This is a genomic window from Duganella sp. GW822-FHT06D06 (assembly GCF_058799615.1).
In genome coordinates, this window is the sequence record NZ_JBXALQ010000003.1 from 393682 (window position 1) to 418618 (window position 24937).

Annotated in this window: 21 protein-coding genes and 2 pseudogenes; 12 read left to right on the forward strand and 11 right to left on the reverse strand. The window is 65.1% G+C overall.

The annotated features are described in order from the left end of the window. Positions 1–125 precede the first annotated feature (125 nt). The 3 genes from AC1RMD_RS07900 to AC1RMD_RS07910 form a co-directional block, all read right to left on the reverse strand. Entirely contained in the window at positions 126–1124 is a 999-nt protein-coding gene (locus AC1RMD_RS07900) for a DUF5694 domain-containing protein (RefSeq protein WP_492925329.1), read from the reverse strand. 232 nt (positions 1125–1356) lie between these two features. Beyond that, positions 1357–3774 (reverse strand): putative bifunctional diguanylate cyclase/phosphodiesterase, encoded by a 2418-nt coding sequence (locus AC1RMD_RS07905; protein ID WP_492925331.1) that lies wholly within the window; start codon positions 3772–3774, stop codon positions 1357–1359. A gap of 14 nt (positions 3775–3788) precedes the next feature. Beyond that, entirely contained in the window at positions 3789–4433 is a 645-nt protein-coding gene (locus AC1RMD_RS07910; RefSeq protein WP_492925333.1) for a methylamine utilization protein, read from the reverse strand. A 166-nt stretch (positions 4434–4599) separates the two neighbouring features. On the opposite strand from AC1RMD_RS07910, the gene AC1RMD_RS07915 reads away from it, so the two are divergent. Then, entirely contained in the window at positions 4600–6420 is a 1821-nt protein-coding gene (locus AC1RMD_RS07915) for a GGDEF domain-containing protein (RefSeq protein WP_492925335.1), read from the forward strand. A gap of 5 nt (positions 6421–6425) precedes the next feature. Here the strand turns inward: AC1RMD_RS07915 and AC1RMD_RS07920 are convergent, their stop codons facing one another. The 7 genes from AC1RMD_RS07920 to AC1RMD_RS07950 all read right to left on the reverse strand — a co-directional run bounded on the left by AC1RMD_RS07920 (position 6426) and on the right by AC1RMD_RS07950 (position 13446). Further along, a complete protein-coding gene (locus tag AC1RMD_RS07920; RefSeq protein WP_492925337.1) occupies positions 6426–7811 on the reverse strand; it encodes a tetratricopeptide repeat protein in 1386 nt (461 codons plus the stop codon). 106 nt (positions 7812–7917) lie between these two features. Next, a complete protein-coding gene (locus AC1RMD_RS07925) occupies positions 7918–8700 on the reverse strand; it encodes a metal ABC transporter permease (protein ID WP_492925339.1) in 783 nt (260 codons plus the stop codon). Beyond that, on the reverse strand, positions 8697–9602 hold the full coding sequence (locus AC1RMD_RS07930; protein WP_492925342.1) for a metal ABC transporter substrate-binding protein: 906 nt from the start codon (positions 9600–9602) through the stop codon (positions 8697–8699). Before AC1RMD_RS07930 ends, AC1RMD_RS07925 begins: the two co-directional genes overlap by 4 nt. A gap of 9 nt (positions 9603–9611) precedes the next feature. Further along, positions 9612–11081, reverse strand: a complete 1470-nt coding sequence (locus tag AC1RMD_RS07935) for a hypothetical protein (RefSeq protein WP_492925344.1) — start codon at positions 11079–11081, stop codon at positions 9612–9614. A gap of 75 nt (positions 11082–11156) precedes the next feature. Then, positions 11157–11504, reverse strand: a complete 348-nt coding sequence (locus AC1RMD_RS07940; protein WP_492925346.1) for a hypothetical protein — start codon at positions 11502–11504, stop codon at positions 11157–11159. Between the two features lie 55 nt (positions 11505–11559). Continuing rightward, positions 11560–12180 (reverse strand): 3'-5' exonuclease, encoded by a 621-nt coding sequence (locus tag AC1RMD_RS07945; RefSeq protein WP_492925348.1) that lies wholly within the window; start codon positions 12178–12180, stop codon positions 11560–11562. 15 nt (positions 12181–12195) lie between these two features. Further along, positions 12196–13446, reverse strand: coding sequence for an Hsp70 family protein (locus AC1RMD_RS07950; RefSeq protein ID WP_492925350.1), 1251 nt, complete (start codon positions 13444–13446; stop codon positions 12196–12198). Positions 13447–13638: 192 nt separating this feature from the next. Between AC1RMD_RS07950 and AC1RMD_RS07955 the strand changes: the two genes are divergently transcribed. The 10 genes and pseudogenes from AC1RMD_RS07955 (at position 13639) to AC1RMD_RS08000 (ending at position 22414) form a co-directional block, all read left to right on the forward strand. Next, complete coding sequence (locus AC1RMD_RS07955) at positions 13639–14772, forward strand: LacI family DNA-binding transcriptional regulator (RefSeq protein ID WP_492925352.1); 1134 nt, start codon at positions 13639–13641, stop codon at positions 14770–14772. Positions 14773–14775: 3 nt separating this feature from the next. Further along, a complete protein-coding gene (locus tag AC1RMD_RS07960) occupies positions 14776–16947 on the forward strand; it encodes an ATP-dependent helicase (protein ID WP_492925354.1) in 2172 nt (723 codons plus the stop codon). 252 nt (positions 16948–17199) lie between these two features. Beyond that, positions 17200–17586 carry an OmpA family protein gene (locus AC1RMD_RS07965; RefSeq protein WP_492925356.1) on the forward strand — a complete coding sequence of 129 codons (387 nt, stop codon included), beginning with the start codon at positions 17200–17202 and terminating at the stop codon, positions 17584–17586. Positions 17587–17677: 91 nt separating this feature from the next. Then, a pseudogene (locus AC1RMD_RS07970) lies at positions 17678–17811 on the forward strand (catalase); the annotation flags it as partial. Next, positions 17796–17900, forward strand: a pseudogene (locus AC1RMD_RS07975) (catalase); the annotation flags it as partial. The pseudogenes AC1RMD_RS07970 and AC1RMD_RS07975, both read left to right, overlap by 16 nt. A gap of 80 nt (positions 17901–17980) precedes the next feature. After that, positions 17981–18712 carry a hypothetical protein gene (locus AC1RMD_RS07980; RefSeq protein ID WP_492925358.1) on the forward strand — a complete coding sequence of 244 codons (732 nt, stop codon included), beginning with the start codon at positions 17981–17983 and terminating at the stop codon, positions 18710–18712. Beyond that, positions 18709–21081 (forward strand): hypothetical protein, encoded by a 2373-nt coding sequence (locus AC1RMD_RS07985; protein ID WP_492925360.1) that lies wholly within the window; start codon positions 18709–18711, stop codon positions 21079–21081. The genes AC1RMD_RS07980 and AC1RMD_RS07985 overlap by 4 nt, the downstream gene beginning before the upstream one ends. Before the next feature lie 57 nt (positions 21082–21138). Beyond that, positions 21139–21591 (forward strand): DUF29 domain-containing protein, encoded by a 453-nt coding sequence (locus AC1RMD_RS07990; protein ID WP_492925362.1) that lies wholly within the window; start codon positions 21139–21141, stop codon positions 21589–21591. 19 nt (positions 21592–21610) lie between these two features. After that, the gene (locus AC1RMD_RS07995; RefSeq protein WP_492925364.1) at positions 21611–21862 is read left to right on the forward strand and encodes a DUF29 domain-containing protein; all 252 of its coding nucleotides are present in this window, start codon (positions 21611–21613) and stop codon (positions 21860–21862) included. 324 nt (positions 21863–22186) lie between these two features. Beyond that, complete coding sequence (locus tag AC1RMD_RS08000) at positions 22187–22414, forward strand: hypothetical protein (RefSeq protein WP_492925366.1); 228 nt, start codon at positions 22187–22189, stop codon at positions 22412–22414. Here the strand turns inward: AC1RMD_RS08000 and AC1RMD_RS08005 are convergent, their stop codons facing one another. Continuing rightward, on the reverse strand, positions 22415–24484 hold the full coding sequence (locus AC1RMD_RS08005) for a TonB-dependent receptor family protein (protein WP_492925656.1): 2070 nt from the start codon (positions 24482–24484) through the stop codon (positions 22415–22417). An 88-nt stretch (positions 24485–24572) separates the two neighbouring features. On the opposite strand from AC1RMD_RS08005, the gene AC1RMD_RS08010 reads away from it, so the two are divergent. Further along, positions 24573–24929 carry a DUF2946 domain-containing protein gene (locus AC1RMD_RS08010; RefSeq protein WP_492925368.1) on the forward strand — a complete coding sequence of 119 codons (357 nt, stop codon included), beginning with the start codon at positions 24573–24575 and terminating at the stop codon, positions 24927–24929. Positions 24930–24937 lie beyond the last annotated feature (8 nt).

The window sequence follows — 24937 nt, forward strand, 5'->3', positions numbered from 1 at the left end:
AGCGGCGGACCGGGCTACGGCGCCGCCGGCGTTCAATGACACGGGTGCTTACACCCCGCCACGCGGTCGATCATAGCTTGCTTTGTGACAAATAAGCAATGATAGGAATGCGTTATCGGCGTGTTTTATTCGGCGCGCAAGAGGGCGTCCGTGCTGACGATGCGGACGTCGTGCATCGCGTTCAGGTAGGCTTCCAGGTAGCCTTTGTGCGACGCGCCGACGACGACCAGGGTACGGCTGCCAGCTTGCAAGGCCGACGCCTCGCGGATGCTGGAGGCCATCCGCAAATTGCGCGCCTCCCAATAGCTGACGTAGCCGCGGCCGAAATGCTGGGGCGACGGCTCTTCCAGCGCCGCGCCGAAGTCGCCGCGGAAGACCTGCTCGGCGGCGCCGGCGCTGTTATACGCCCGGTACAGCGCCAGCACGCCGGCCGGTGTCGCCAGCCCGTCGCGCAGGGCGTCGTCCTGGCGCTTGCGCGCCGCGTTGTACGGGTTATCCCAGGCTTTCATGATCGCCGCGCCGTAGGCTTTTTCATCGGCGACGTTGGAGTCGGCCGTGTGGTCATCCATCGGGTACACCCGCTCATGGCCGCAGCGGGCCGCCAGGGCGGCGGCGATCAGGTAGTCTTCATTGCGCTTCAGGCGCAGCCCGTCCAGGATCTCCACCAGCTTGTCGTTCAGGCCGTCGCCGGCGTGCCGCTCGCTGGGCGGCAGGCGCAGCCACTGCACCGTTGCGGAGGCGGGTTCGCCGGCCGCCAGCAACAGCGATGCCAGCTTGCGCCGCTGTCCGGCCGTCGGCGCCGCCGGCCACGCGGCCAGCATCCGGTCCACTTGCGCGGTTGCGGCGGGCACGCCCAGGCCGGTGGCGCTGGCGGCCGGCGCCGGGTCCCAGCAATAGGTCTTGACGGTATCGTCATAGCGCTCGGGATAGCTGCGCAAATACGCGCACTGCGCCCCGGACAGCGCCTCGATGGCGATGGCCTTGGGCTGCCAGCCCGCGAGGCGGTCCATCAGCAGGCTCAGATTGACGGGATCGAAGGACTTCGGCAATTGCGACAGATGGGCGGTGCCAAGCACCATCAGCTCGTTCGGCTGTCCCCTTTGCAGCTTGAATGCGGCAGGCATGAACGCCGGAGCGGACAATTCAGCGGCGCTTAGGTTACCGTGAAATACGGCAGCAACAAAGATACCGGCGAGTAGACGCTGCATGGGGCCTCCTGGGATAATTGGAATCGCGCTAGCTTAAGGAGGCCGCGAAGTGGTGTAACAGACAATGCGACGTAATGCAGATTCAGCCAACCGAAATGCGAATTTCCGGGATGGAGCTGGATGGAGCAGGATGGGGCTCGCTGAAAATTCAGCTGCCGATATCGACGGCGTTGTAGTCCGGCGCCGCGTTTGCGGTCGGCGCCTGCCACTTCTCCAGCCACGCGATCAGCTGGTCGCCGGGGATCGGACGGCTCATGAAGTAGCCTTGCCCCTGGTCGCAGCCCAGGTCAGCCAGCAGGCGCCAGACGGCCTCGCTCTCGATGCCCTCGGCCACCACGCGCAGGCCCATGTTGTGGCCAAGGTCGATGGTGGAGCGGACGATCTTGGTGTCGCCGACGTCGTTCTCCATGTTCAGCACGAAGGACTTGTCGATCTTCAGTTCATTCACAGGCAGGCGCTTGAGGTAGGCCAGCGACGAATAACCGGTGCCGAAATCGTCGATCGACAGATCCACGCCCATGGCGCTCAGCCGCTCCAGCGTGTGCTGGGCGCGCACCGGGTCGTCCATGATGGCGCTCTCGGTGATCTCCAGACAGAACGAGCTTGGCGCCAGCTGGTAACGCGCCAGTGTTTCGGCGAACTTGGCCGGCAAGTCCTGGTCCAGCAGATCGCGCGTGGACAGGTTGACCGACACCTTGAGCGGATAGCCTTTGGCCGTCAGCTCCTGGCACAGCTGCGCCGATTTCTCCATCACCCAGCGGGTCAGCACGCGGATAAAGCCGGTCTGCTCGGCGAAGGGAATGAACTCGTCGGGGAACACATTGCCGCGCTCCGGATGCGCCCAGCGCACCAGCGATTCCATGCCCACCACCTCGCCGGTATCGAGCTTGATCTTCGGCTGCACATGCAGGCGGAACTCGTCGCGCTCAATCGCGTTGCGCAGCTCCGTCAACAGCGACAGGCTCTTCTCACTGGACTTGTCCATCGCCGCGTCGTACACCACGGCGCCGTCGTTGCGCTGCTTGGCAGCGTACATCGCCACCTCGGCCATGCTCAGCAAGGCCTCGCCGTCGTTGCCGTGTTCCGGGTAGCCGGCGATGCCCAGGCCGGCGCCGATGTCCACCGTCTGGTCTTCCAGCGACAGCGGCGTCTCCAGCGCCTGCAGGATCTCGGCCGCCATGCGCCGCGCGGAATCGAGGTCGGAAGCCGGCAGCAGCACCGCGAATTCGTCGCCGCCCAGGCGCGCCACCTGCGCCGACGATTGCCGCCGATTGGCCAGCAGCAGCTGCAGGCGGCCGGCCACCTGGCGCAGCAAGGCGTCGCCGAAGCTGTGGCCCATCACGTCGTTGACGTGCTTGAAGCGGTCCAGGTCCATCATCAGCACGAACACGGTTTCCTCGCGCCTGGCGGCATCGGCCAGCGCATCGTTCAGCAGCAGCACGAACTGCGCGCGGTTCGGCAGGTTGGTCAGCGTGTCCCAGTACGCCAGGCGGCGGATTTCCTGTTCGCGCTTGGCGATCCCTTCGCGCATGGCGTCGAAGGCATGCGCCAGCGCGCCGATTTCGTCTTCGCGGCTGGTGTCGATCTGGCCCTTGTAGTCGCCCTGCTCCAGGCGCTTGGCGGTGACGGCCAGCTCGCTGATCGGCTGCGCGATGCGCTTGGCGGTGAGCACGATGGCCAACGCCGAAATCAAGATGCCGCCCAGCGTCAGGCCGATCAGCCAGCGTTCAAGACGGCTGTACTCGGCGGTCGCCTCGTCGATCGAACGGGCCAGCAGGACGTTGGCGGTCTGGCCGTCATCCTGGCCGATCGCCAGCAGGCGCGCGCTGTACTGGCCGGCGGACAGCGTCAGGTCGAACGGGCCGACCGGCGTGCCGGGCAAGGCTTGCAGCTGGTCGACCACGCTCTGCGTGACCGGGGCGGAGAAGGTCGAGCCCACGGCCAGCCATTTTCCTTGGGCGTCGCGGGTCAGCACGGCGGTGTCCAGCGCGCTGATTTCACGCATGTCGCTGGCCAGCTGGCGGTCGATCGGGAAGGTCATGACGATCCAGCCGATGGTCCTCGGCGCCAGGATGGGCATGACGACGATCTGGTAAGGCCGGTGTTCGACGATGGCGATGCCGCTGGCGCCCACCGAGGATTCGGCGGCGTCGAGCATGCCGGCGACCTGCTTCTCCAGCGCGGCCGCCTGGCTGTTGTTGGTGGCGACGCTGATCTTGCGGTCGGCCGTGATCAGCATCGACAGCGAGGCCTTGATGCGTTTGCCGCTGTTGTCCAGCGCCGACAGGATGGTGCCGCGATCGTTCTCGTCGTTGTTGCCGATGGTGGTGACAAAGGCGGTGTCGCGCGCCAGCAGGCGGGCGCCGAAGCGCAGGTTTTGCGCGTTCTGGTCCAGCAGGCGGCGGAACACCTTGGAACCGTTGCCCAGTTCACTGCTGATGGACAGGCGCGCATTGTTGTCGATGCCGCGCTGGATCACCAGCAGGCCGATCACCTGCACAGCCACGATCAACACCAGGAACAGTGTGACGATACGGCTCTCCAGGCTGCGGAAGCGCATGCGCATGCTCGGGCTACCCTTTAATACGTGGCCGACGACGGGTCGTCGGCCACGATCGGTTTCATCGGCAGCTTGAAGGCGGCGCTGGCCGGCGCCTCGCCCGCCTTCACCGTCACCACCTGCTCCGGCGTGGCGCCGCCGACCGTGTTGTAGTGCCAGGCCTTGACCACGTACTTGCCGCCGGCCGGCAGCTCGATGCGGGCGGCGCCGGAGGCGTCGGTCTTGGCGAAGTACGGCGTATCGACAATCTTGACATAGGCCAGCATTTTGTCATGGATATTACAACCCAACACCACCGTGCCCGCCTTGTCGAATACCTGCGGCAGGGCCGACTGGCCGGAATACAGCTTCTGGTCGAACTTGTGGGCCGGCGAGAACGAATAGATGTGGTGCCTGACCTTGTCGTTGTTCGGGAAAAAGATCTTGGCGCCGGTCTGCACCACGCTGACCAGGGGCACGAATTTCAGCCCCTTCTGCTCGATTTCGGCCGTGGCCGGCGCGCGCCCGCTGGCCGGACCGCCTTCCGGCTCGACATAGACCACGGTATCGGCCAGGGCCTTGCCGCCCGCGTCCAATACCTGCACCGTGACGCCGGTGGCGCCAGCGCTTGCCGTGCTCAGCAATAACAAGGTCGACAGGGTTTGGCGGACGGCGCGACGGTGCATGGGAAGCCTGGTCTCGAAAGTTGGACAGCTTAGATTGTAGCGCGTGGGCAATAATCTACGGCGCGGTTTTTCGCGCTATGCCGCAGATTATTTCCGCACGTCATCATATGGTCACAAAAGCACATTAAGATCGTACAGTTAAACCGACTTTTGGCAAGCATTCACCGTGAATTCCGTACTCAGCCCCAACATCATCTATCTTCCGCCCAAGGCCGAGGACGAGGAGGCGGTGTTGCGCGCCCACCTGTACGATATCCTGGCGCGCCGTCAGCTGAGCGCGCTGTTCCAGCCGATTGTACACATGCAGAGCGGCGAAATCATCGCCTATGAAGGCTTGATACGGGGGCCGTCCGACAGCCCGCTGCACTCGCCGATGAATCTGTTCAAGGTGGCGCGCGCCAACGACTTGACGGTCGAGGTCGAACACCTGTGCCGGCGCGTGGTGCTGGAGCGCTTTGCCGAGCTTGAACTGCCCGGCAAGCTGTTCCTCAATGTCAGCCCGGAATGCCTGCTGCAACGCAACGCGCCGCACGGCGAGACGCTGGAGTACATCCACCAGATCGGCATCCACCCGGACCGCGTCATCATCGAACTGACCGAGAACCAGCCGACCTACGACTACGAGCTGATGCGCGAAGCGGTACTGCACTACCGTAACATGGGATTCCAGATCGCCATCGACGACCTCGGCGAAGGCTTCTCCAGCTTGCGGCTGTGGTCGGAGCTGCGGCCCGAGTATGTCAAGATCGACATGCATTTTATCCAGGGCATCAACCACGATCCGGTCAAGCTGCAGTTCGTGCGTTCGATCCAGGAGATCGCCGAGAAGTCCAACACGCTGGTGATCGCCGAAGGCATCGAGACCCAGGCCGAGCTGCTGGTGCTGCGCGACGTCGGCGTCGCCTTCGGCCAGGGCTACCACCTGGGCCGGCCGCACGCCCAGCCGGCCCGCGCCGCGCCGGCCGAAGTGGTCAAGGCGCTGGCGCGCAACGGCGTGGCGGTCTACCCGCAGCGCGGCGCGGAAAAGAACAGCGCCAGCATCTACAAGCTGCTGCATCAGACCGACTCGGTGCCGTCCTGCATGAACAACAACGAGCTGTACGAAATCTTCGTGCGCCATCCCAAGCTGCTGATCATCCCGGTGGTGGACGACGGCGTGCCGCTGGGCCTGGTCAGCCGCTTCGACATGATCGAGCACTTCGCCCGCCCCTACCAGCGCGAGCTGTACGGCAAGAAGTCGTGCAAGCAGTTCATGGACAGCAAGGCGCTGATCGCCGACAAGGACACCAGCCTGCAAGACCTGAGCTTCCGCATGGTGCAGGCCGACGCGCACCAGCTGTTCAACGGCTTCATCATCACCGACCAGGGACGCTACCTGGGCATGGGCACGGGCCACGACCTGATGCGCGAGATCACGCAGATGCAGATCACCGCCGCGCGCTACGCCAATCCGCTGACCCAGTTGCCGGGCAATGTGCCGATCAACGAGCATATCGACCGCCTGCTGGAAAGCGGCACGCGGTTCTGGGTCTGCTACTTCGACCTCGACCATTTCAAGCCGTTCAACGATGTCTACGGCTACCGCCGCGGCGACGACGTGATCCAGCTGACCGGCCGCCTGCTCAGCGAACGCACCGACGGCGACCGCGACTTCGTCGGCCACATCGGCGGCGACGACTTCATGGTCCTGTTCCAGAGCGAAGACTGGGAAACCCGCTGTTCCGCCATCCTGGAAGATTTCGAACGGCAGGTGCAGGATTTCTACAGCATTGAAGACCGCGAGCGCGGCGGCTACATCAGCGAAGACCGGCAAGGCAAGAAGGTGTTCTACTCGCTGATGAGTTTGTCGATCGGCGCGATCCGCGTCGAACCGCACCAGTACTACACCCACCACCAGATCGCCACCGCGGCGGCGGAATCGAAGAAGCAAGCCAAAAAAATCCACGGCAACAGCCTGTTCGTCGATCGCCGCCAACAAGCCAACTGAGCGGCTCAGGCCGGGCGCGCCTGGGTAGCATGGGCGGCCCGCCAGAGGCGCGCCTGTTCGCTGGCCGCTTCCCTTGCCTGCGGCGTCAAGTCCAGGTCCGACTTCTTGCGGTTGCTGGCCGCCGCCAGTTCGCTGGCCTCGGCGGCCAAGGTCAGCCACATGCAGGATTTCTCGTCGTCGCGCGCCACGCCGCGCCCGCTGCCGTACATGCCGCCCAGGTTGAACTGCGCCAACGAGTGGCCCTGTTCGGCCGCCTTGCCATACCAGCTCACGGCCAGTTCCTCGTCGCGCGCCACGCCCAGGCCGTTGGCGTACATCACACCGAGGTTGTTCTGCGCACTGGCGTCGCCCTGCTCGGCCGCGCAGCGATACCAGGCCACCGCCCGCGCCTCGTCCTTGGCCACGCCGTGGCCGTTGGCGTACATCACGCCGACATTGAACTGGGCGTTCGGCGCGCCCTGCTCGGCCGCCATGCGGTACCACTCCAGCGCCCGCTGCTCGTCGCGCGGCACACCGCGTCCGCGCGCGTACATGCCGCCGAGGTTGTACTGGGCCAGCACATGGCCGGACTCGGCCGCGCGGCGGTACCAGCTGAAGGCCAGCTCGTCGTCGCGGTCCACGCCCTTGCCGTTGGCCAGCATGATGCCGAGATTGAATTGCGCATCCGCGTCTTCCTGTTCCGCCGCCCGCAGCAGCCAGGCGTAGGCGCGCAGCTGGTCGGCCACCACGCCCTGCCCCTCGGCATAAGCCACGCCCACCAGCCGCTGCGCCACCGCGCACCCCTGCGCGGCGGCTTGCCGGAACCAGGCCAGCGCCTGCCCGTCGCTGCGCGCCACGCCGTGGCCGTGCTTGTACATCAAACCGAGATTGAGCTGGGCGCTGGCGTCGTTTTGCAGCGCCGCCTTGCGGAACCAGGCCAGCGCCAACGGATAGTTGCGGCGCACGCCCATGCCGTGCACATAGGCCTCGCCGAGCAAGGTCTGCGCGCTGGCGACGCCCTGTTCGGAGGCGCGGTAGAACCACGACAAGGCGGTTTCGTCATTGCGCGCCACGCCGCGGCCCTTCTTGTACATCTGTCCGAGATTTTGCTGGGCCGAGACCTCGCCCTGCAGCGCGGCCGCGCGAAACCAGCGCACGGCTTCCTTGTCGTTATGGGCGACGCCACGGCCGTTGAAGTACATCACGCCCAGGTGATTCTGCGCGAACGCCAGCCCCTGCTGGGCCGCCTTGGACATCCAGTAGAAGGCGCGCACCTCGTCGCGCGCCACATCCTGCCCTTTTTTATAGACCAGGCCCAGATTGAACTGGGCGTAAGGATTGCCGCGCTCGGCCGCCTCCCGGTACCATAGAAAAGTGTCGTAACCTGCCCTCGCCGAGCTTTGATTCTTCATGGTACACCTCTGGCCAACACCACAACATTGTTGGTTAAAGTGTAAAACGCGGCCCCGGCATGGGTTTGACCGCGCTCAAACGAGTCATGATGAAATGTTATCGTTTCTAGTGATGGGCCACGCGCCGCGCGCCGTCCGGTTTCGGGCCGAATGCGTAGACGGCAATGGCTATTATCGTCAGGCACCAGACGATCAGAGCACCCGACGGCAAATCGTGGAGCGTCGACAATACCAGTCCGCTTGCGTAGCCGGCGGCGCCGATCAGGTAGGCCAGCACCAGGCGTTTCTTGCCCACATAGTGACGCACCGCCAGGCCTGGAACGATCAGGCTGGTGAACACCAGATACACGCCCACCAGTTGCACCGACGCCGTGACCGCCAGCGCGAAGATCAGGTAGAAACCTAGCCGGCTCAAACGATCGCGCAGGAAGTACAGCAGGCCGCAGATCACCACCGTGCCGGCGGCCGGCAACAACAGCTGCTCGTAGCGCACCCACAAGATCTGGCCGGCCAGCAAGTCCTGCAAATGCTCGCCGCCGTGCGGATTGTGCGCCACCAGCAGCAGGCCGGCCGTCGCGGCCAGGATGAACATCACGCCGATCTGCGCTTCCTGCACTTCCGGCCAGCGCTTCTCGGTCCACGTCAGCAGCAGCGCGCCGAGCACGGCGGCAGCGGCCGCCGCGGCCTGCACGGCCCAGCTTTGCGGATCGAGCTCGGCGGCGCCGGCGACGATCACGCCGAGCGCAGCAATCTGCGCGATCGCCAGATCGATAAACACGATGCCGCGTTTGAGCACCTGCGCGCCCAGCGGCACGTGGGTCAGCAGCACCAGCAGGCCGGCCAGCAGGGCCGGCAGGACAATCGTCAGATCGAGCGCTTCAGCGTTCATTTATTTGCGTCCAGCAAGCGTTGCACCGTCGAATCGAACAGGCCGAACAGGTCTTTGCTCTGGTCGTCGCCGCCGACCGAGAACGGCAGCACCACCGCCGGAATCCTGGCGTGTTCGGACAACCATTGCGACGCGCGACCGTCCTGGTAGGCGGCGCGTATCACCATCCTGGCCGGCGCCCGCTGCAATCGCGACAGCAGCTCGGACAGATGCGCCGCGCTCGGCTCCACGCCCGGCTTGGCCTCCAGCGTGCCGACCTGGCGCAAGCCCAGCCAGCCCATCAGATACTCCATGTTCTTGTGATGCTCGACCACGGCCACGCCTTTCAGCGGCGCCGCCTGCTTCTCCCACTTGAGCATGGCCGCATCCCAGCGCGCCGCGAAGTCCTTCTGCCGCGCCTGGTAGTAGGCGGCGTTGGCCGGGTCCAGCTCGGCCAGTCGCCTGGCCAGCGCCACCGCGACCAGCGCGATATTGTGCGGGTTCTGCTGGATGTGCGGATTGCCGGCGGCATGCACATCGCCGTCGCTGCGGTCGACCTTGCCCGGCACGTCGAGGCGCGGCACGAAGGCGCCCGCCTCGAAGTTGCCCGGCTGGCCGGCGGCGATCTTGCCGTTGCCCGATTGCTGGACCAGCACCGGCAACCAGCCGACCTCCAGCTCCAGCCCCGTGCATACCAGCAGGTTGGCGTTGCGCGTGCGCGCGATCAGGCTCGGCCGCGCTTCGATGCGGTGCGGGTCTTGCAGCGCGTTGGTGGCGCTGGAGACCTTGACCTTGTCGCCGCCGAGCTCGTTGGTCAGCGCTTCCCATTCCGGCTCGCAGGCCAGCACGTTGATGGCGGCGTGCGCCGAGGTGGCCGCGACGCAGGCGGCGGCGAGCAGCAGATGTTTGAGTGTGCGTTTCATGCCTGCTCCTTAGAACGCGTGGGCCGCGTGCGTGCCCAGGCTCATGATGTATTGAAGGAAAATCTGGTTGTCGGTGACGCCCGGACGGGACTGGTCGCGCGCCAGTTGCAAGCGCAGGCGCGAGAATTCGGACGGGCTGTAATCGATCATGAAACTGCGGCGCGACGGGTTGTACGCTTCGAGTATCGGCAGGTTGGACCAGGCCAGCGCGCCGCTGTCGATCAGGCCGATGCGCTGCGAGCCGGACGACAGCCGGTCGTAGCGCAGGCCGGCGCGCCAGCTCGGCATGAACTGGTACACGCCTTGCAGATACCAGCCCGATTGCACGCTGCGGTAGTCGCCGCTGGCCGCCGCGTCGGTCTCGAGCGCGTAGTTCAGCGTGCCGCTTTCCTTGCGGCGGAAGTACTCGCCCTGCAGCTTGAAGTTGGTGTTGGTCGAATTGCCGTTCGGCGCCCATTTGTAGATGGCGTCGGCGATCCACATGTTCGACTTGCCGCTGAAGCTGTTGTTCAGGCCCTGGTCCTCGTAGGCGCGCTGTTCGGCGCCGGTGTGCAGATAGGCCACGCCGGCGCGGTAGCTGGACGAGTTGCCGATGTCGTCGCCCAGGTGGGCGAACACGCTGACGGCGCCGGCGCCGTTCTTGTTGCGGTCGTTGCCCGGGAAAGCCGTGCCGTTGCCGGCCTCCATGCCCACTTCCAGGAACCGGTCGAGCGGCGCCAGCCACTTGGCCTGGACGCCGTCCGGCTTGTACTGGCCGCCGAGGAAGGCTTGATACGCCAGCGGCGCATCGACGAAGTCCCAGGTGTGGGCGTGCTGGCCGTTCAGGTAACCGATCGACGACAGGAAGCGGCCGGCCTTGATGTTCAGGCCGTTCGACATGCCGCGCGTCTGCACAAAGGCTTCCTCAACGCCAACTTCGTTCTCGCCGCTCAGCGAAAAGGTCAGTTGGCCGGCGAACTGCGGGTCGATATTGGCGGCCAGGGTCAGCTCGGATTCGCCGAGGTTGAAGCCGCGCTTGCCGGGACCGACCTCGCCGCCGCTCGGCGCGAAGCCTTGCAGGCGGTACTGGGATGGATCCTGCTTCAGGTTTTGCAGCGTGCCGCCGAGGATCATCGAGATGTTCGGGTTGAGCAGATTGCTGGCCGGATTGGCGCTGCCGGTCGGCGCCGCGCTGGCGGGCGCCGCCGCCGTTTCGACATAGGCGGCGACCGCAGGCGCGGCGCCAGCGGCCGCGGCCGAAGCGGCCGGCGCGCCCGCACCGATAGCCGCGAGCTGCGCCTTGGCGGCGGCATTGTCCGCTTGCGCCTGCTGCAAGCGCTGCTCCATGGCCTGCAGGCGCGCCTCGTAGGCCTCCTTCATCTGGCGGATCTCGGCGCGGATCTCAGCCAGTTCCTTCTGTTCTTTTTTGTCTGCGGCGTAGGCCTGCGGGGCCGCCACGGCCACGCTCAAGGCGGCCATCATCACTTTATGTTTCAACATGTCAAATCCTGTAGATAGCTACGATCAGCCGCACCTCCGCCCAAACGGCGGCGGTGACGGATCAAGGGTGTGCGATCAGGACAGGACGGGCGGCGCTCGCGATCGGAAGCCGCAGACGGTGCGCCGGCAATCGAGCGGCGCAGGCGTGTGGGTGACGGCTACCGAAGTATAGTCGGCCAGCGGGAAGGAATGGGAATGGGAGTCGGCGGCGGCGATCTGCGCAAACGCCAGGCACTGAGCGCAATGGTGATCCGGCGCCAACTTGGTGACGCCGCCGCTGGCTTCTTCGTCCTGCTGCGCGACGGTCTGCACCGCACCGGTCGCGCCCATAGCGTGCGACAGCGCGTGCGCGTACCCCATCTGCTGGGAGAACACCAGCAGAAGCGACAGCAGCACATACAAGAAGTTGCGGCGTATATTCACAAAATACCAACTATCGAGCCATCAGTGCCGGTATTGTAATGCGAGCTACCGGTTTTCAGCGACCTTTTTGTTTCTCGAGGAATTGGTGCACCTTGGCGGCCGCCAGTTTATTGATCGCCACCAGCAAGCTCGGATCGACGCCGGCGATGCCGTAGGTCGATGCGATGTGCTTGCCGATATGGATCAGCACTTCGGCCGCCACTTCCGCATCGGACTCGGCCCTGTGGGCCGCGCTCTTGAAACGGATGCCCAGCTCGCCCGACAGATTGCCCAGCTTGTAGCTCGACAACTTGGGGAACACGCGGCGCGACAATTTCAGCGAGCACACCAGCGATTGATAGCCGGGCGTCAGGCCCAGCCGGGCCGCCTCCGCGCGCAGGAACTTGTCGTCGAAGCTGGCGTTGTGGGCCGACAGCGCGTCGCTGCCGATAAAGTCCAGCAGCTCCGGCACCACCCGCGACACCGGCGGCGCGCCATCGACCATGGCCTGCGTGATGCCGGTCAGGCCGGTGATGAAGGACGGGATCCGCACATTGCAGTTAATCAGCGACACATAGCGCTCGACCACCTTGCCGCCGACGATGCGCAACGCCGCCACCTCGGTGATACGGTCGCCCATATCGGGCGACAGGCCGGTGGTCTCGAAGTCGAGCATAACGATGGATTGGTCGAGCATGGTGTTCCCTTCTATTTAGCCGAACTTGCGCACGGCATCCAGCGCCAGGCCGGCGCCGATACTACCGAACAGGTCGCCTTCGACCTTGCGGGCCGTCGGCACCAGCGCGCCGATGCGCTCGCGCAGCATGCGCACGCCGCTGGAACCGCCGGTGAAGAATACAGTATCCACGTCGGCAGGCGCCACGCCGGCGTCGCGCAGCAGGCTCAGCACGGTGTTCTCGACCGAGCCGACCAGGTGGCCGATGGCGTCGTCGAACTGCGCGCGGTCCAGCTCCAGGGTCACCGGCGGCGCCAGCCGGTCCAGCTCCAGCTGCACCTTGGCGGCGTCGGACAGGGCGATCTTGCCCTCCTCCGCCTTCATCGCCAGCCAGTGGCCGGCGCGCTGGTCGATCAGCTTTTGCAGGCGGCCCAGCTTTTCCTGCTCGGCCGAATCGCGCAGCAGGTCGGACAGCTGGGTCCACATTTTCTTGGTGTAGGCCTGGTTGATGGTGTGCCAGGTCGCCAGGTTGAAGAAGTAGCTGGACGGCACTTCGCTGTTGTTGCGCAGGCGGCTGCCGTAGCCCAGCAGCGGCATCACGGAGGACAGGCTCAGGTATTTATCGAAGTCGGTGCCGCCGATGTGCACACCGCCGTTGGCCAGGATGTCGTCGCGGCGCTCGCTCCTGGTGGCGCGCTCGGGCGACAGGCGCACCAGCGAAAAGTCCGAGGTGCCGCCGCCGATGTCGGCGATCAGCACCAGCTCTTCGCGGGTGATCTGCGACTCGTAGTCGAACGCCGCGGCGATCGGCTCGAACTGGAAGGCGATGTCCTTGAAGCCGACGGAACGGGCCACCTCGGCCAGGGTATCCTCGGCCAGCTGGTCGTTTTCCTTGCTGTCGTCAATGAAATGAACGGGACGGCCGAACACGGCCGACGTGAACTGGCGCCCGGCCGACTGTTCGGCGCGGCGCTTCACTTCACCGATGAATTGCGCCAGCAGCGCGCGGAACGGCAGCGCGCGGCCCCCCACCTCGGTCTGACCGTCGATCAGACTGGTCCCGAGCAAACTCTTCATGGAGCGCATCAAGCGCCCCTCGTAGCCGGCCAGATATTCGGCCAGCGCCGCACGTCCGAAGCTAACCTCTTCGTCCTCGGCGTTGAAGAAAACCACCGACGGCAAGGTGGTCTTGCCGTCTTCCAGTCCCAACATCACCGGGTGTCCGGGACGCACCCAGCCCACCGTGGAATTTGACGTGCCAAAATCGACGCCGCAAGCAATGGCCATGTCGACCCTTCACGTGAATAAAGGGGCGTTATCTTATCAGAAAACCCCGTCCCTCAGGAAAAATTGCAGCGGGACCACACTCGACCAAATATTTCTTGAAAGAAAAACGATTATTGTTGCTAACGAGTAAGTTTTTGATTATGCTCGTTTAACTAAACAAGATGCAAGCCGCACCACGCACGTAACGAGACGATGACCAAATCCAAGCCGACAATCGAAGTCTGCGCGACTGAACACAAAGCCAGCATTGCCCGTGAAGCCCGCCGCGTCACCTCGTATGACGTGGCGCTGGTGGCTGGCGTGTCGCAATCGGCGGTGTCGCGCTGCTTCAAGCCCGGCGCCAGCGTGTCCAAGTCCACCCACGCACGGGTGATGAAGGCGGCCGCGCTGCTGGACTACATCCCCAACGCCGCCGCGCGCAGCCTGATCACGCGCCGCTCCAACATGGTCGCGGTGCTGATCACCAACCAGGCCAACCTGTACTACCCTGAACTGCTGGCCGAACTGAGCCAGCAACTGACCACGCTGGGCAAGCGCGTGCTGCTGTTCCCGCTGGCGCGCGAATCCGATGTCGACCGCGTGCTGGCCGACGTCTGGCAATTCCAGGTCGACGGCGTGATCGCCGCCGCCCGCCTGTCGGACGAACACGTGGCCGAATTCGAGCGCCGCCACATGCCGCTGGTGCTGTTCAACCGCACGCTGCGCGACCAGTCGGTCAACACCGTCACCTGCGACCACCTGGAAGCGGGCCGCATGCTGGTCTCGCGGCTGGCCGCCGCCGGCCACCGCCGCTTCGGCATCATCGGCGGCAGCGCCGATTCCAGCGTCGCCAGCGAACGCCATCGCGGCGCCTGCGAACGGCTGGCCGAGCTGGGCCTGCCGCCGCCGGTCGTGGTGCCGGGCGAGTACGACTATAAAAGTGGCGCCACCGGCCTGAAAGCGCTGATCGCACAGATGGGCGGCGTCCCCGACGCCATCATCTGCGGCAGCGACGTCATGGCCATCGGCTGCCTCGATTGCGCCCGCCATGAGCTGGGCATCGACGTGCCGGGCCAGCTGTCGGTGGCCGGCTTCGACGCGGTCGAGCCGTCCAACTGGCTGAGCTACAACCTGACCACGCTGCGCCAGCCCATGCCCAAGATGGCCAGCGCGGCCGCCAGCCTGCTGTGCACCGTCATCGACAGCCGCGAATCCCAGGTCGAACGGCGGGTGTTCAGCGCCCAGTTCATCGAAGGCGCCACCGCGCGGCTGCGCCCCAGGCCGGCCGCGCCGGCCGCGACGACGGCGTCCGCCACCGGCGTCCGCGTGCCGGCCGCTATAATGTAGCGCATGACCGATGCAAATCCTCCCCGCTTCACCCCGCAAGGCCTGATCCCGACTCCCGAGCAGACCGCCATTCAGCTAGCGCAGAACAAGGTGGTGCTGGTGGACGCCAACGCCGGCGCCGCCAAGACCACCACGCTGGCGATCCGCATCGGCGAGGCGCTGGCGCGCAAACTGCCGCCGGAACAGATCCTGGCGCTGACCTTCACGCCGGAAGCGCGCGACGTCATGCGCCAGCGCCTGCTCGACGTCGGCGTGCCGCACGCGCTGGCCAGCCGGGTCGCGGTGCTGACGTTCGAGGATTTCGCCGGCCTGCTGCTGGACCGCATCGACGGCGACAACCTGCGCCAGTGCGCCGAAGCGCGCCAGCTGAAAGACTACGCGCTGGCCGCGATCGATCGCGTCAACCTGCGCTATGCCGGCCGCCGCGACGACCTGAACCTGCAAACCCACAGCATCGCGCTGGCCCAGTTCCTCGACGTGCAGCTGCAACTGAAAGCGACCATGGCGCTGGCCGCCGACGTCGAATACCTGGGCGTCGAGGAAGTCGCCGAGACCATGGGCGTGCCGCTGACCGACTACCTGACCACGGTGGAATACGAAACGCTGCGCCTGGACGGCGGCGCCGGCGCGGTGTTCCGCGGTCCGTTCGACGCCACCTACGACCTGGCCAGCAACCTGCAGGCGGGCGCGCGCCTGGCCGAACACTTGCCCGACTACCGGCTGGTGCTGTGCGACGAGCTGCACGACCTGAACGAAGCGGCGTTCCAGATCCTCGACGCGCTGATCGCCAATCCGCACTGCTACTTCGTCGGCGCCGGCGACAAGGACCAGGTGATCCACGCCAAACTGGGCGCCAGCGACGAATACCTGAACCGCCGCTTCGCCCAGAACTACCCGAACCTGGTGCGCTACCCGCTGACCTACAGCTACCGCCACGGCCCGCACCTGGCCTATGCGATGGCGGAGTTCAAGCAGAAGGCGGTGGAATCGAGCCTGCCGCTGCACACCCAGATCCGCCACGCGCACTACGACAACAGCGCCGGCTGCGCCCAGCAGGCCGTCGCCGCGATCGAGCAATGGAAGGCCGACGGCCATCAGCTCGACGGCTGCGCCATCCTGATCCGCGACCGCCATCAATCGATGGCCATCGAGAACGCGCTGATCGAGGCCGACATCGACTACCGCACGCCCGCCATGGCCGGCTACCTGCAACGCGACGAGATCCTGTTCCTGCGCGGCCTGCTGGCGATCGCGCTGAAGGACTTCGGCGCCGTCAAGACGGAGCAGGTGCGCACCGCCATCGTCGACGCCATGACCGCCTTCAGCGAGATGCGCTTCTCCGCGCGCCGCATGGACAACTTCAAGGCCCAGATCATCAAGGACCCGGCGCTGCTGGGCGAACTGTTCCTGATCGAAGACGAACGGCGCGACGGCGAAGAGCCGAACTACCGCGACGTCGCCAGCCAGGCCACCAAGAAGGCCGTGATCGACACCATCGCCTGGCTGTCCGGCGTCGATCCGGCCACGCCGGCGGCGGCCGTGCTGGCGGAAGTGTGCGAGCGCGTGAAACTGGTGGCGACGGCGCGCCGCATCTTCGTGCGTCCCTACGAAGCGGGCGTGGTCAACAAATCCGTGGCCGGCCTGCTGGAAGCGGCGGCCGCCTCCGGCCAAACGCTGGCCGAGTTCTGGGCCGCGCTCAACGCGCGCGAAGCCTTCGTGCGCCGCAAGCGCGAACGCAAGGCGGTGCTGATCGAATGCGTGGCCAACGCCAAGGGCAAGGAGTTCGACCACGTGATCCTGCCCTTCCTGCAAGCGGACGAATTCCCGCATCCGATGCAGCCCAAGGCCGAGGAAGAAAACCTGTTCTACGTCGGCGCCACCCGCGCCCGCGCGCGCCTGACGCTGCTCTCGCCCACCGATGCGGCGCGGCGCAGCGGTTTCATCGCGCAAATGCGCCTGCCCAAATCGGCCGCCGCCGCCGACGCCGCCATCGCCCGCAACCAGGCCAGGTCGGCCGCCGCCCCGGCCGCGGCCGCGCGCCAGTACCTGACCGCCAGCTACCACGAAAAAGACCAGGTCAAGGCGCTCGGGGCGCAATTCGACATCACCCGCCGCGCCTGGTTTGTCGAGGCCGGCAAGGATCTGGCCCCGTTCGCGCCTTGGATAAAAAAATAATGCAGCAAGTTAATTTTCTGAGGGAAACCCTTATATAATGTCGGACGCGGCTGGTGTCCAAGCCTCACACCCCATGCACGTCCAAAAAAACTGAACCATTTCGGGAGCATTTCCATGAACGCACAACAAAAATTCTTGCTGGCAGCCTGCGCACTTGCTGTTCTGAGCGCTTGCAGCACCCCAGCCCCGGTCGTTGCCCCGGCACCGGCTCCAGAGCCAGTCAAAGTCGCACCACCAGCACCAGCTCCAGCAGTGACCAAGCCGGTCGCCGTGTCCCTGCCAGCCTACCTGGACCCAAACAGCTCGATCTACAAAAACCGCAGCGTGTTCTTCGACTTCGACAAGTACGTCGTCAAGCCAGAATTCAACGCCCTGGTTGCCGATCACGGCAAGTTCCTGTCGACCAATGCCAATATCGCGATCAAGGTCGAAGGCAACACCGATGAACGCGGCGGCGCCGAGTACAACCTGGCCCTGGGCCAGAAGCGCGCGCAAGCCGTGATCACCGCCCTGAAAGTACAAGGCGTGAAAGACGGCCAGATGGAAGCCATCAGCTACGGTAAGGAAAAAGCCACCGGCAGCGACGACGCAACCCGCGCACAAAACCGTCGCGCAGACATCGTGTACCCTAGCAAGTAATTCGCGCCAGCGATTCGCAAGATCAGGTAGTATGAAGTAAGCTCAAACGCCCGGCCCAACAGCCGGGCGTTTTTGTTTTGGGCTCTCCCGATCCGGCGCCTTCGGCACCTTCACCGTCACCCACGACATCAGCAAGTACACGCGCGCGGCGCTGTTCTCCGAGGTCGGTAAGAAGACCGACATCTTCGGCGCTTGTCCACCGCGGCCGGCGAACGCGCCTGGGCGTGAACCATCACGCGATTCCGGTCAACGCGCCGAAGTGCCCGTACCACAGCTTCCACCGCGACGGCGCCATGCGCACCGACGGCAATCACCGCGCTTGAAAGCAAATAGAACAACCTTGCGGAAAAAATAAACATCGGTAAAATGGGGAACCTAGTCGCCCCGTTTTCCGATGCCCTCCCTTCTACTCCGCCTGGCCATGTGCGCCCTGCTGCTATGCCACTGCGCCGCCCGCGCGCAGGCCGTCGCCTGGCTGTGGGACGAGGCCCTGCTGCCCGCATGGTCCACGCCCGAAGCGGCAGTCCTGCAACGCCATATCCTGCTGACCGGCGACACCGCGCGCACCCGTCCGCGCATGCGCCGGCCCGCGATGCCGGCCGCCACGCGCGTCACGCCGGTGCTGCATGTGGAAGTGAGCACCGTCAATCCGCCGCAGGATATCGAGGCCAGCCGCGCGATGATCGTGCGGGCGCTGCTCGACGCGGCGGCCGTCGGCACCTCGGGCTGGGTGCAGCTGGATATGGAGGCCAAGCCCTCGCAGCGCGAGTTCTATCGTTCCCTGGTCAAGCAGCTGCGCGACGCGCTGCCGCCGCAGATCAAGCTGAGTGTGACCGCGCTCGGATGGTGGTGCCGCTCACCGGCCTGGCTGGACGGACTGGCCGCCGACGAGGTGGTCCCGATGTTCTTCCGCATGGGCCGGGACAGCGCCAGCATGCGCGACATCGTCGAACAATCGCCCGCCACGCTGCACGCCAGCTGCCGCGCGGGCAGCGCAGGATTCTCTCCGCAAGAACCGTTCACGCCGCAAGTCGCGGCCCGCTATCGCAAAACCTATTGGTTCGACCGCCACGCGTGGAAGCGCGACGGTGCGGACCTGTCGCCGCTTTCAAGGAGCTCTCCATGACCACACTACTTCGTCCACTCACCATCGCCGCGGCGCTGCTGGCCTGCACCAGCGCCGGCGCCAGCGGCGGCGGCGCGTGGGATTCCTATGTCAACCGCAGCGGTCCCGATATCGCCTTGAACCGCTACCAGGGCGGCGAGCTGGGTATCGTGATGCCGAGCTATGAACGGATGTACATGTACACCGCCTGGCGCAGCGTGCTGCTCGGCGCCGACGGCTTGAAAGCGGCGCCCAATCCCCAAGGCGGCCTGCTGCGCGCCATCGGTAGTCGCAATGGCGGCTGGGTCGATGCATCCGACGGCAAGAAGGTCTATGGCGCGTGGCAGGCGGCCGTCAACAGCGCCTTGAAGCAGGCGCCGGTCGCGCCCAAGGACGACGACAGCATGGCCAACGGCTATCTGACTTGTCCGCTGGGGAGCTACACCTTCGCCACCGCCACGCTGAACGACCTGGCGCGCCGCAGCGACGCCACGCCGGCCCGCCTGAATGCGTGGGTGACGACGCAGCGCCAGGTCTTCAAATTCTGCGGCGACGACGTGGAAGCGCAGCGCAATCGTTTCGATGGCGCCAAGCGCGTGATTCCGTCTCCGGTGGAACTGCCGGCCACGGAAGCGCCGTACTGGCGCCAGATGCAGCAATATCAGCTGGCCTCGGCCGCCTTCTACGGCGAGAACTACGCGCTCAGCGGCAGCCTGTTCGCCAAGATCGGCGCCACCGACAAGCATCCGCTGCGCCATTGGGGCGAGTACCTGAGTCTGCGCTCGCAGGCGCGCGGCGCCGTGTTTGTGGCGGGGCCGAATCCCGAGCAGGCGATCTGGCAGGATCGGCTCGACGCCAGGCGCGAAGGCCCGGCCGCCGCTGCGGCCCGTCTGGCGGCCGCACAGAAGAAGCTGGCCGGGATCCAGGCCAGCGCCGATCATATCCTCGCCAATCCAGAATTGGCGTCGCTGCATGAAGCCAGCCGCGCCATCGTGCGCAGCATGCAGGTGCGGCTGACGCCATCGCTGCGCTTTGCGGAACTGAGCAAGCTGCTGGACGACCCGCGCGCCAATCCGTATCTGGATGATCACCTGGGCGACTGGCGTGTATTGGCTAACGACCTGCTGCAAGCGCCGGTCGCCGAACAGGCCGACACCCGCACCGCCTTGCGCAGCAGCGCAGGCTTTATCGACTGGATACAGACTGTCCAGCAGTGCCGGGAGTACCAGGCCAAGCCCGGCTGCGCGGTGGAACGCGCGCACGCGGTCGAACAGTGGAACCGCTACGCCAAGGAAGGCAACAAGGCTCAGGCGCGCGTGTGGCTGCTGGCCGCCGTGCTGCTATCGGAGAAGATGACGCCGGAACTGGAGAAAGCCGCGCTGCAGGCGCCGGCCAATACGCCCGAGTACCTGACCATGCGTTACGCGCTGGCCCGTCACTACCGCTTGAGCAAGCAGGCCGACAAGGCCCGCGCGATTGCCGATGGCGTACTGACCGGGCCTGCGCTGGCCGCCAACAGCTCCACCAGCGTGCGCAATCAGTTCCTGCAGGAGCGCTTTGCGGTGGCATCGTCGCCGGCGGACGCCGCCAACTATCTGCTGCGCGCATCGAGCCGCGATCTCGATCCCGATACCGGCGAACTGGCCAAGGCCAGCGAGGAAGCCGGTGCGGCCCCTGCCCGCGTGGACATCGCCGCCGACGGCATCCGCTGGCTCAACAGCGGCCTGTCCACCGCAGACCTGTCCGAGCTGGCCGCGAATCCGAAGCTGCCGAAGGCCCTGCGCGTGCAGATCGCCGTCTCCACATGGATGCGCGCCGACCTGCTGGGCCAGGGCGAAGCCGCGTTGAGCGCCGCCCTGCAGATCGAGCAGAACGCGCCGGCGCTGACGGCGGTGATGCAGAAGTACCGCAAACTGGCGGGCACGCCGGAGCACCATGCGTGGATGCTGGTGAACGCCTTGAAGTACGGCCTGTCGCCGATGTACAGCTACGCCAGCGCCGACATCGCGGCGCGCGCGCCGGACGACACCCTGGCCGACATGTGGTGCAAGGTGCCGGCCAAGGCGGGCGAAAGCTACGGCGAAAACACCGAAGCCGAACACTCGCCGCCGATGCCGGAGCTCGGCAACGCCGCCGCGCGCGACCAGGAGCTGGCGCAGTTGTCCCGTTTGAAGACCGCCACCGGCTACCTCGGCGATTTCGTCATGCAGCGCGCCACCGCCGTGCCGAACGACCCGGAGCTGCCGTGGTTGCTGTACGTGACGGTGCAATCGACCCGCGGCGGCTGTCTGGATGCCGATTCCAAGGCATTGTCGAAGAGCGCCTTCGCGCTGCTGCACAAGCGTTACAAGAACAACGAGTGGGCGCGCAAGACACCGTACTTCTATTGAGTGGGATCAAACGCGGGAACAGGCATAGGATTAGCCTGACGAATCTGGAGGCGCGCCATGCAAACCCTGGTCCAATCCCGCAAACACCCGAGCTACGACGACGATCTGGCGCTGTGGATAGACGCGCAAATCCAACTGCTGCTGGATCGCAGGTTCTCCGAGTTGGACATGGAGAACCTGGTCGGGGAGCTCGACGGCATGAAAAAACAATACGAGCACGAACTGGACAGCCGGCTGACGGTGCTCGTCATGCACCTGCTCAAGTGCCAGTTCCAAAAAGACTACCCGCAAAACAAGTGGCGATCGACGTTGATCGAGCAACGTTACCGCATCGCGCGATTGCTGAAGACCAGTCCCAGCATGCGGAAGAAAGTGCCGCAATTTGCCGCGGAGTGCTACCCCATCGCCCGCCGTCGTGCGGCCGAGGAGACCGGCTTGAACGAAGAAGACTTTCCGCCCAGCCTGCCCTATTCCATCGAACAGCTGCTGGACCAAGATTTCGCACCGTAACGAGATCGGGGAGAACATCGTGCAAACACCGGTCCAATCCCGCAAGCATCCGAACTACGACGACGATCTGGCGCAGTGGATAGACGCACAAATCCAACTGCTGCTGGACGACAGCCCGAGCCTGCGCGCATCACTGCCCGAGTATGTGCAACAGGCCTACCCAATCGCCGTTAAATTGGCGTCGGCCGAAACCGGCCTGCCTGCCAATGTCTTTCCGACGGAAAATCCATTTTCCCTCGAGCAGATACTCGATCAGGATTTCACGCCATAACCGCAACTCCTGCGCGGTGCTGCAGCTGCTCGCAGCGTTGTGACAGATGCTGGACTTGCAAGGCACGGTGCCATGCGGAGCGATGCATTCAGGCACAAGCGCGAACGACGTGGTCAAGCCCGCCAACGCGTTCCTGGAAAGATTAGTTGTCCACGTGGAAATAAAATAAGACTATAAGTGATGCGAAAACGCAACAGAGCGCGCATTTTACACGTCCATATTTGGTTTCTCGTCGTTATGGTGAAATGGCGCACATTCAATCGTCGGCGAGCCGGGCAGAATGGCATGGCATACTATTTAACCCTAGCCAGCGTTACCGCCACCATGACTACACTGATATCTGCCAGCTACGCCCTGCAACGACAGAAAATCGCCGTGGAAAGGACGCTGTATGCGCGTTCGGCGGAGGAATCCCAGCTGGCGGCCCGCTGGGCGCGCGCCTGGCATAAGTTAGTCCAGCGCAAACTGGACCAGGCCGAAGCGATCTCGCCAGCATTGCGCATGGACTACACCGGCTTCAGCATGCAACCCGCACCGCGGGTGCTGCACTAATCAGAAGTTGGCGCGCAGTTGCAGGTAGGCGCTGCGCGGCGATCCCACCATGCGGCCGGCGTTGCCGTCGACGTTGCGCGTGTAGTAGCGCTTGTCGGCGAGATTGTTGATGCCGGCCATCACTTCATAGCCCGGCTTGCCCGGCATCTTCCAGCTTAACTGCGCATTCCACAGACGGAAGCCCGGCACGATGCCGTTGCCGCCGTTCACCGCTTCCAGCACGGTGTTGGCCGTGTCCGAATATTGCTTGCTTTGATGGGTGGTCGACAAGTTGGCCGTCCATGCGCCGATTTGGTAGCGTGCGCCCAACGTGTCGGTGTTGCGCGAGTAGAACGGCACGTCCAGCCCCGCCGCATCGCCCGAATCCTGGATCGCCTTGGTGTAGGTGTAGTTCGCGTAGACGTTCAGGCCGGCCAACGCGCCGCCGTCGTCAAAGGTATAGTCGGCCGCCGTCTCGATGCCGTCATGGTTGGTCGCGCCCAGGTTGCGGAACACGGCGGGCGTCGTGCCCGGCACTTGCAGGATCTGGTTGTCGAACTTGAGCTTGAAGGCGGTGACCTCGGCGTTGACCGCGCCGGTCTTCCAGCGCGCGCCCAGTTCGGCCGTCCTGGCCAGTTCCGGCTTCAACGGATTGGTGGGCGTCTGCGAATTGAGCTGGGTGTTCTGCACCGGGCCGAACGACGTCGTGTAGTTGGCGAACACGGTCAGCGCGCGGTTCACCAGATACGCCACGTTCAGCGACGGCAAGGCCTTGTTGTTGGCGGTCTCGAACACCGACTTGGCGCTGACATCCTTGCGCTCCGACTTGATGTGCTCGTAACGCAGACCCGGCGTGATGCGCCACGCGCCCAAAGCGATGCGGTCGTCGACATACACGGCATGCGCGTCGGTGCTGTTGACGAAGGTGGTCGTGGCGCCGTTGACGCCGGTCTTCAGGGTCTGGATGGCGCTGTTGTCGTCGCCCCGCTCGCGCAGGTAGCGGTAGCCGGCCGTGACGTCGTGCGTCAGGCCGCCGGTGGCGAAGCGCTGCGTGTAGCGCGGCTCGACACCCAGCACTTCATAGTTGCGCGGCTGCCTGGTCAGCTGCGTCTTGGCCGCGTTGATCAACGCGCTCTGACGGAAGCTGTCGCTGTAGTAGGCCTTGACTTCGAACTCCTGCGTGGCCGACAAGGTGTTCAGGTAGCCGATGTCGGCGCTGCGGCGGTCGCCGCTCCAGTAGTCGGTGGGCCGCGTATTCTGGAACGGGTCGGCGTCGTACTGCGCCACCGTCAGCCCGCCCGGCGTGCGCGAATTGACTTCGTAGTAGGACAGCTTGGCGTTCAGCTCGCTATGCGGGTTCAGCTGATAGCGGAACTTCACCGCCAGATCGTTGACCTTTTCATCGCTGCCTGCGCGCCACTCGGTGCCAGCCATGCCCGAGTACAGCACCGCCACGCCCAGCCCGCCCTCCTGCTGGCTGCCGACGAAGGCGCTGTACTGGCGGTTCTGGCCGCCGTTGTTGAAGTCGTTGTAGCGGAACGACGCATCGCCGCTGACGCCCGGCGTATCGGGAATCGAGCGGCTGCGGAAGTTGATGATGCCGCCGACGTTCTGCGGACCGTAGCGCACCGCGCCGCCGCCGCGCACCACGTCGATCGATTCGATGTTGTTCAGGCTGACCGGCGCGAACGACAGGTGTGGCTGGCCGTAGGGCGCCACCGCCAGCGGTATCCCATCCAGCAGCACCGTCGAACGCGGCGAGTAGCGCCCCGTCAGGCCGCGCACACCGATGTTGAGCGAGATGGCGCTGCCGGCGGTGCCGGAATTGTCGGTGGACTGCACGCCCGGAATGCGGCGCATCACGTCGCCGATGTCGGCGGCGCCGCTGTGGTCGATGTCTTCCTTCTTCAGCACGGTACGGGCGCCGGCGAAGTTCTTGACGCTGTTCTGCAAGCCCGAACCCAGCCAGCTGCCGGCCACCTGGATAGACTCGATCGGCGCGGCGGCCTCCTGTGCGTGGGTGGGCATGGCCAACAAGGAGACGGCAACGGCGATCAGGGAACGGTTAAACGGAATGGTGGTCAGCGACATGGTGTAGGTGCGGTGGTGTATCAACAATGCAAATGATAACACTTCTCATTCTCAAATGTAAGTGAGAGAATTTGTTATAATTGTCGCCATGTTCAAGCTTGCGAAACGTCGAACGCTGCACATCTGGATCGCCATGCTGGCCGTCCTGTTCAGTGCGCTTGCCCCGGCAGTTTCGCGCGCGCTGACGCCGGACTCGCCGTATGGCTACGCCGAGATCTGCTCGGTCGACAAGAGCAAGGAATCCCCCGTCACGGCCGACCACGCGATGGAGCACTGTCCCTATTGCGTCACGCACGGCGGCAGTTTCGCGCTGCTGCCGCAGTCCGTGGCCAGTTTCGCCGTCGTCGGCGGCCATGATTACTACCCGCCGCTGTTCTACAGCGCACCAAGGCCCCTGCATAGCTGGAGCGCCGCCAAACCGCGCGGACCGCCCGCCCGTTCCTGATCGTCAGC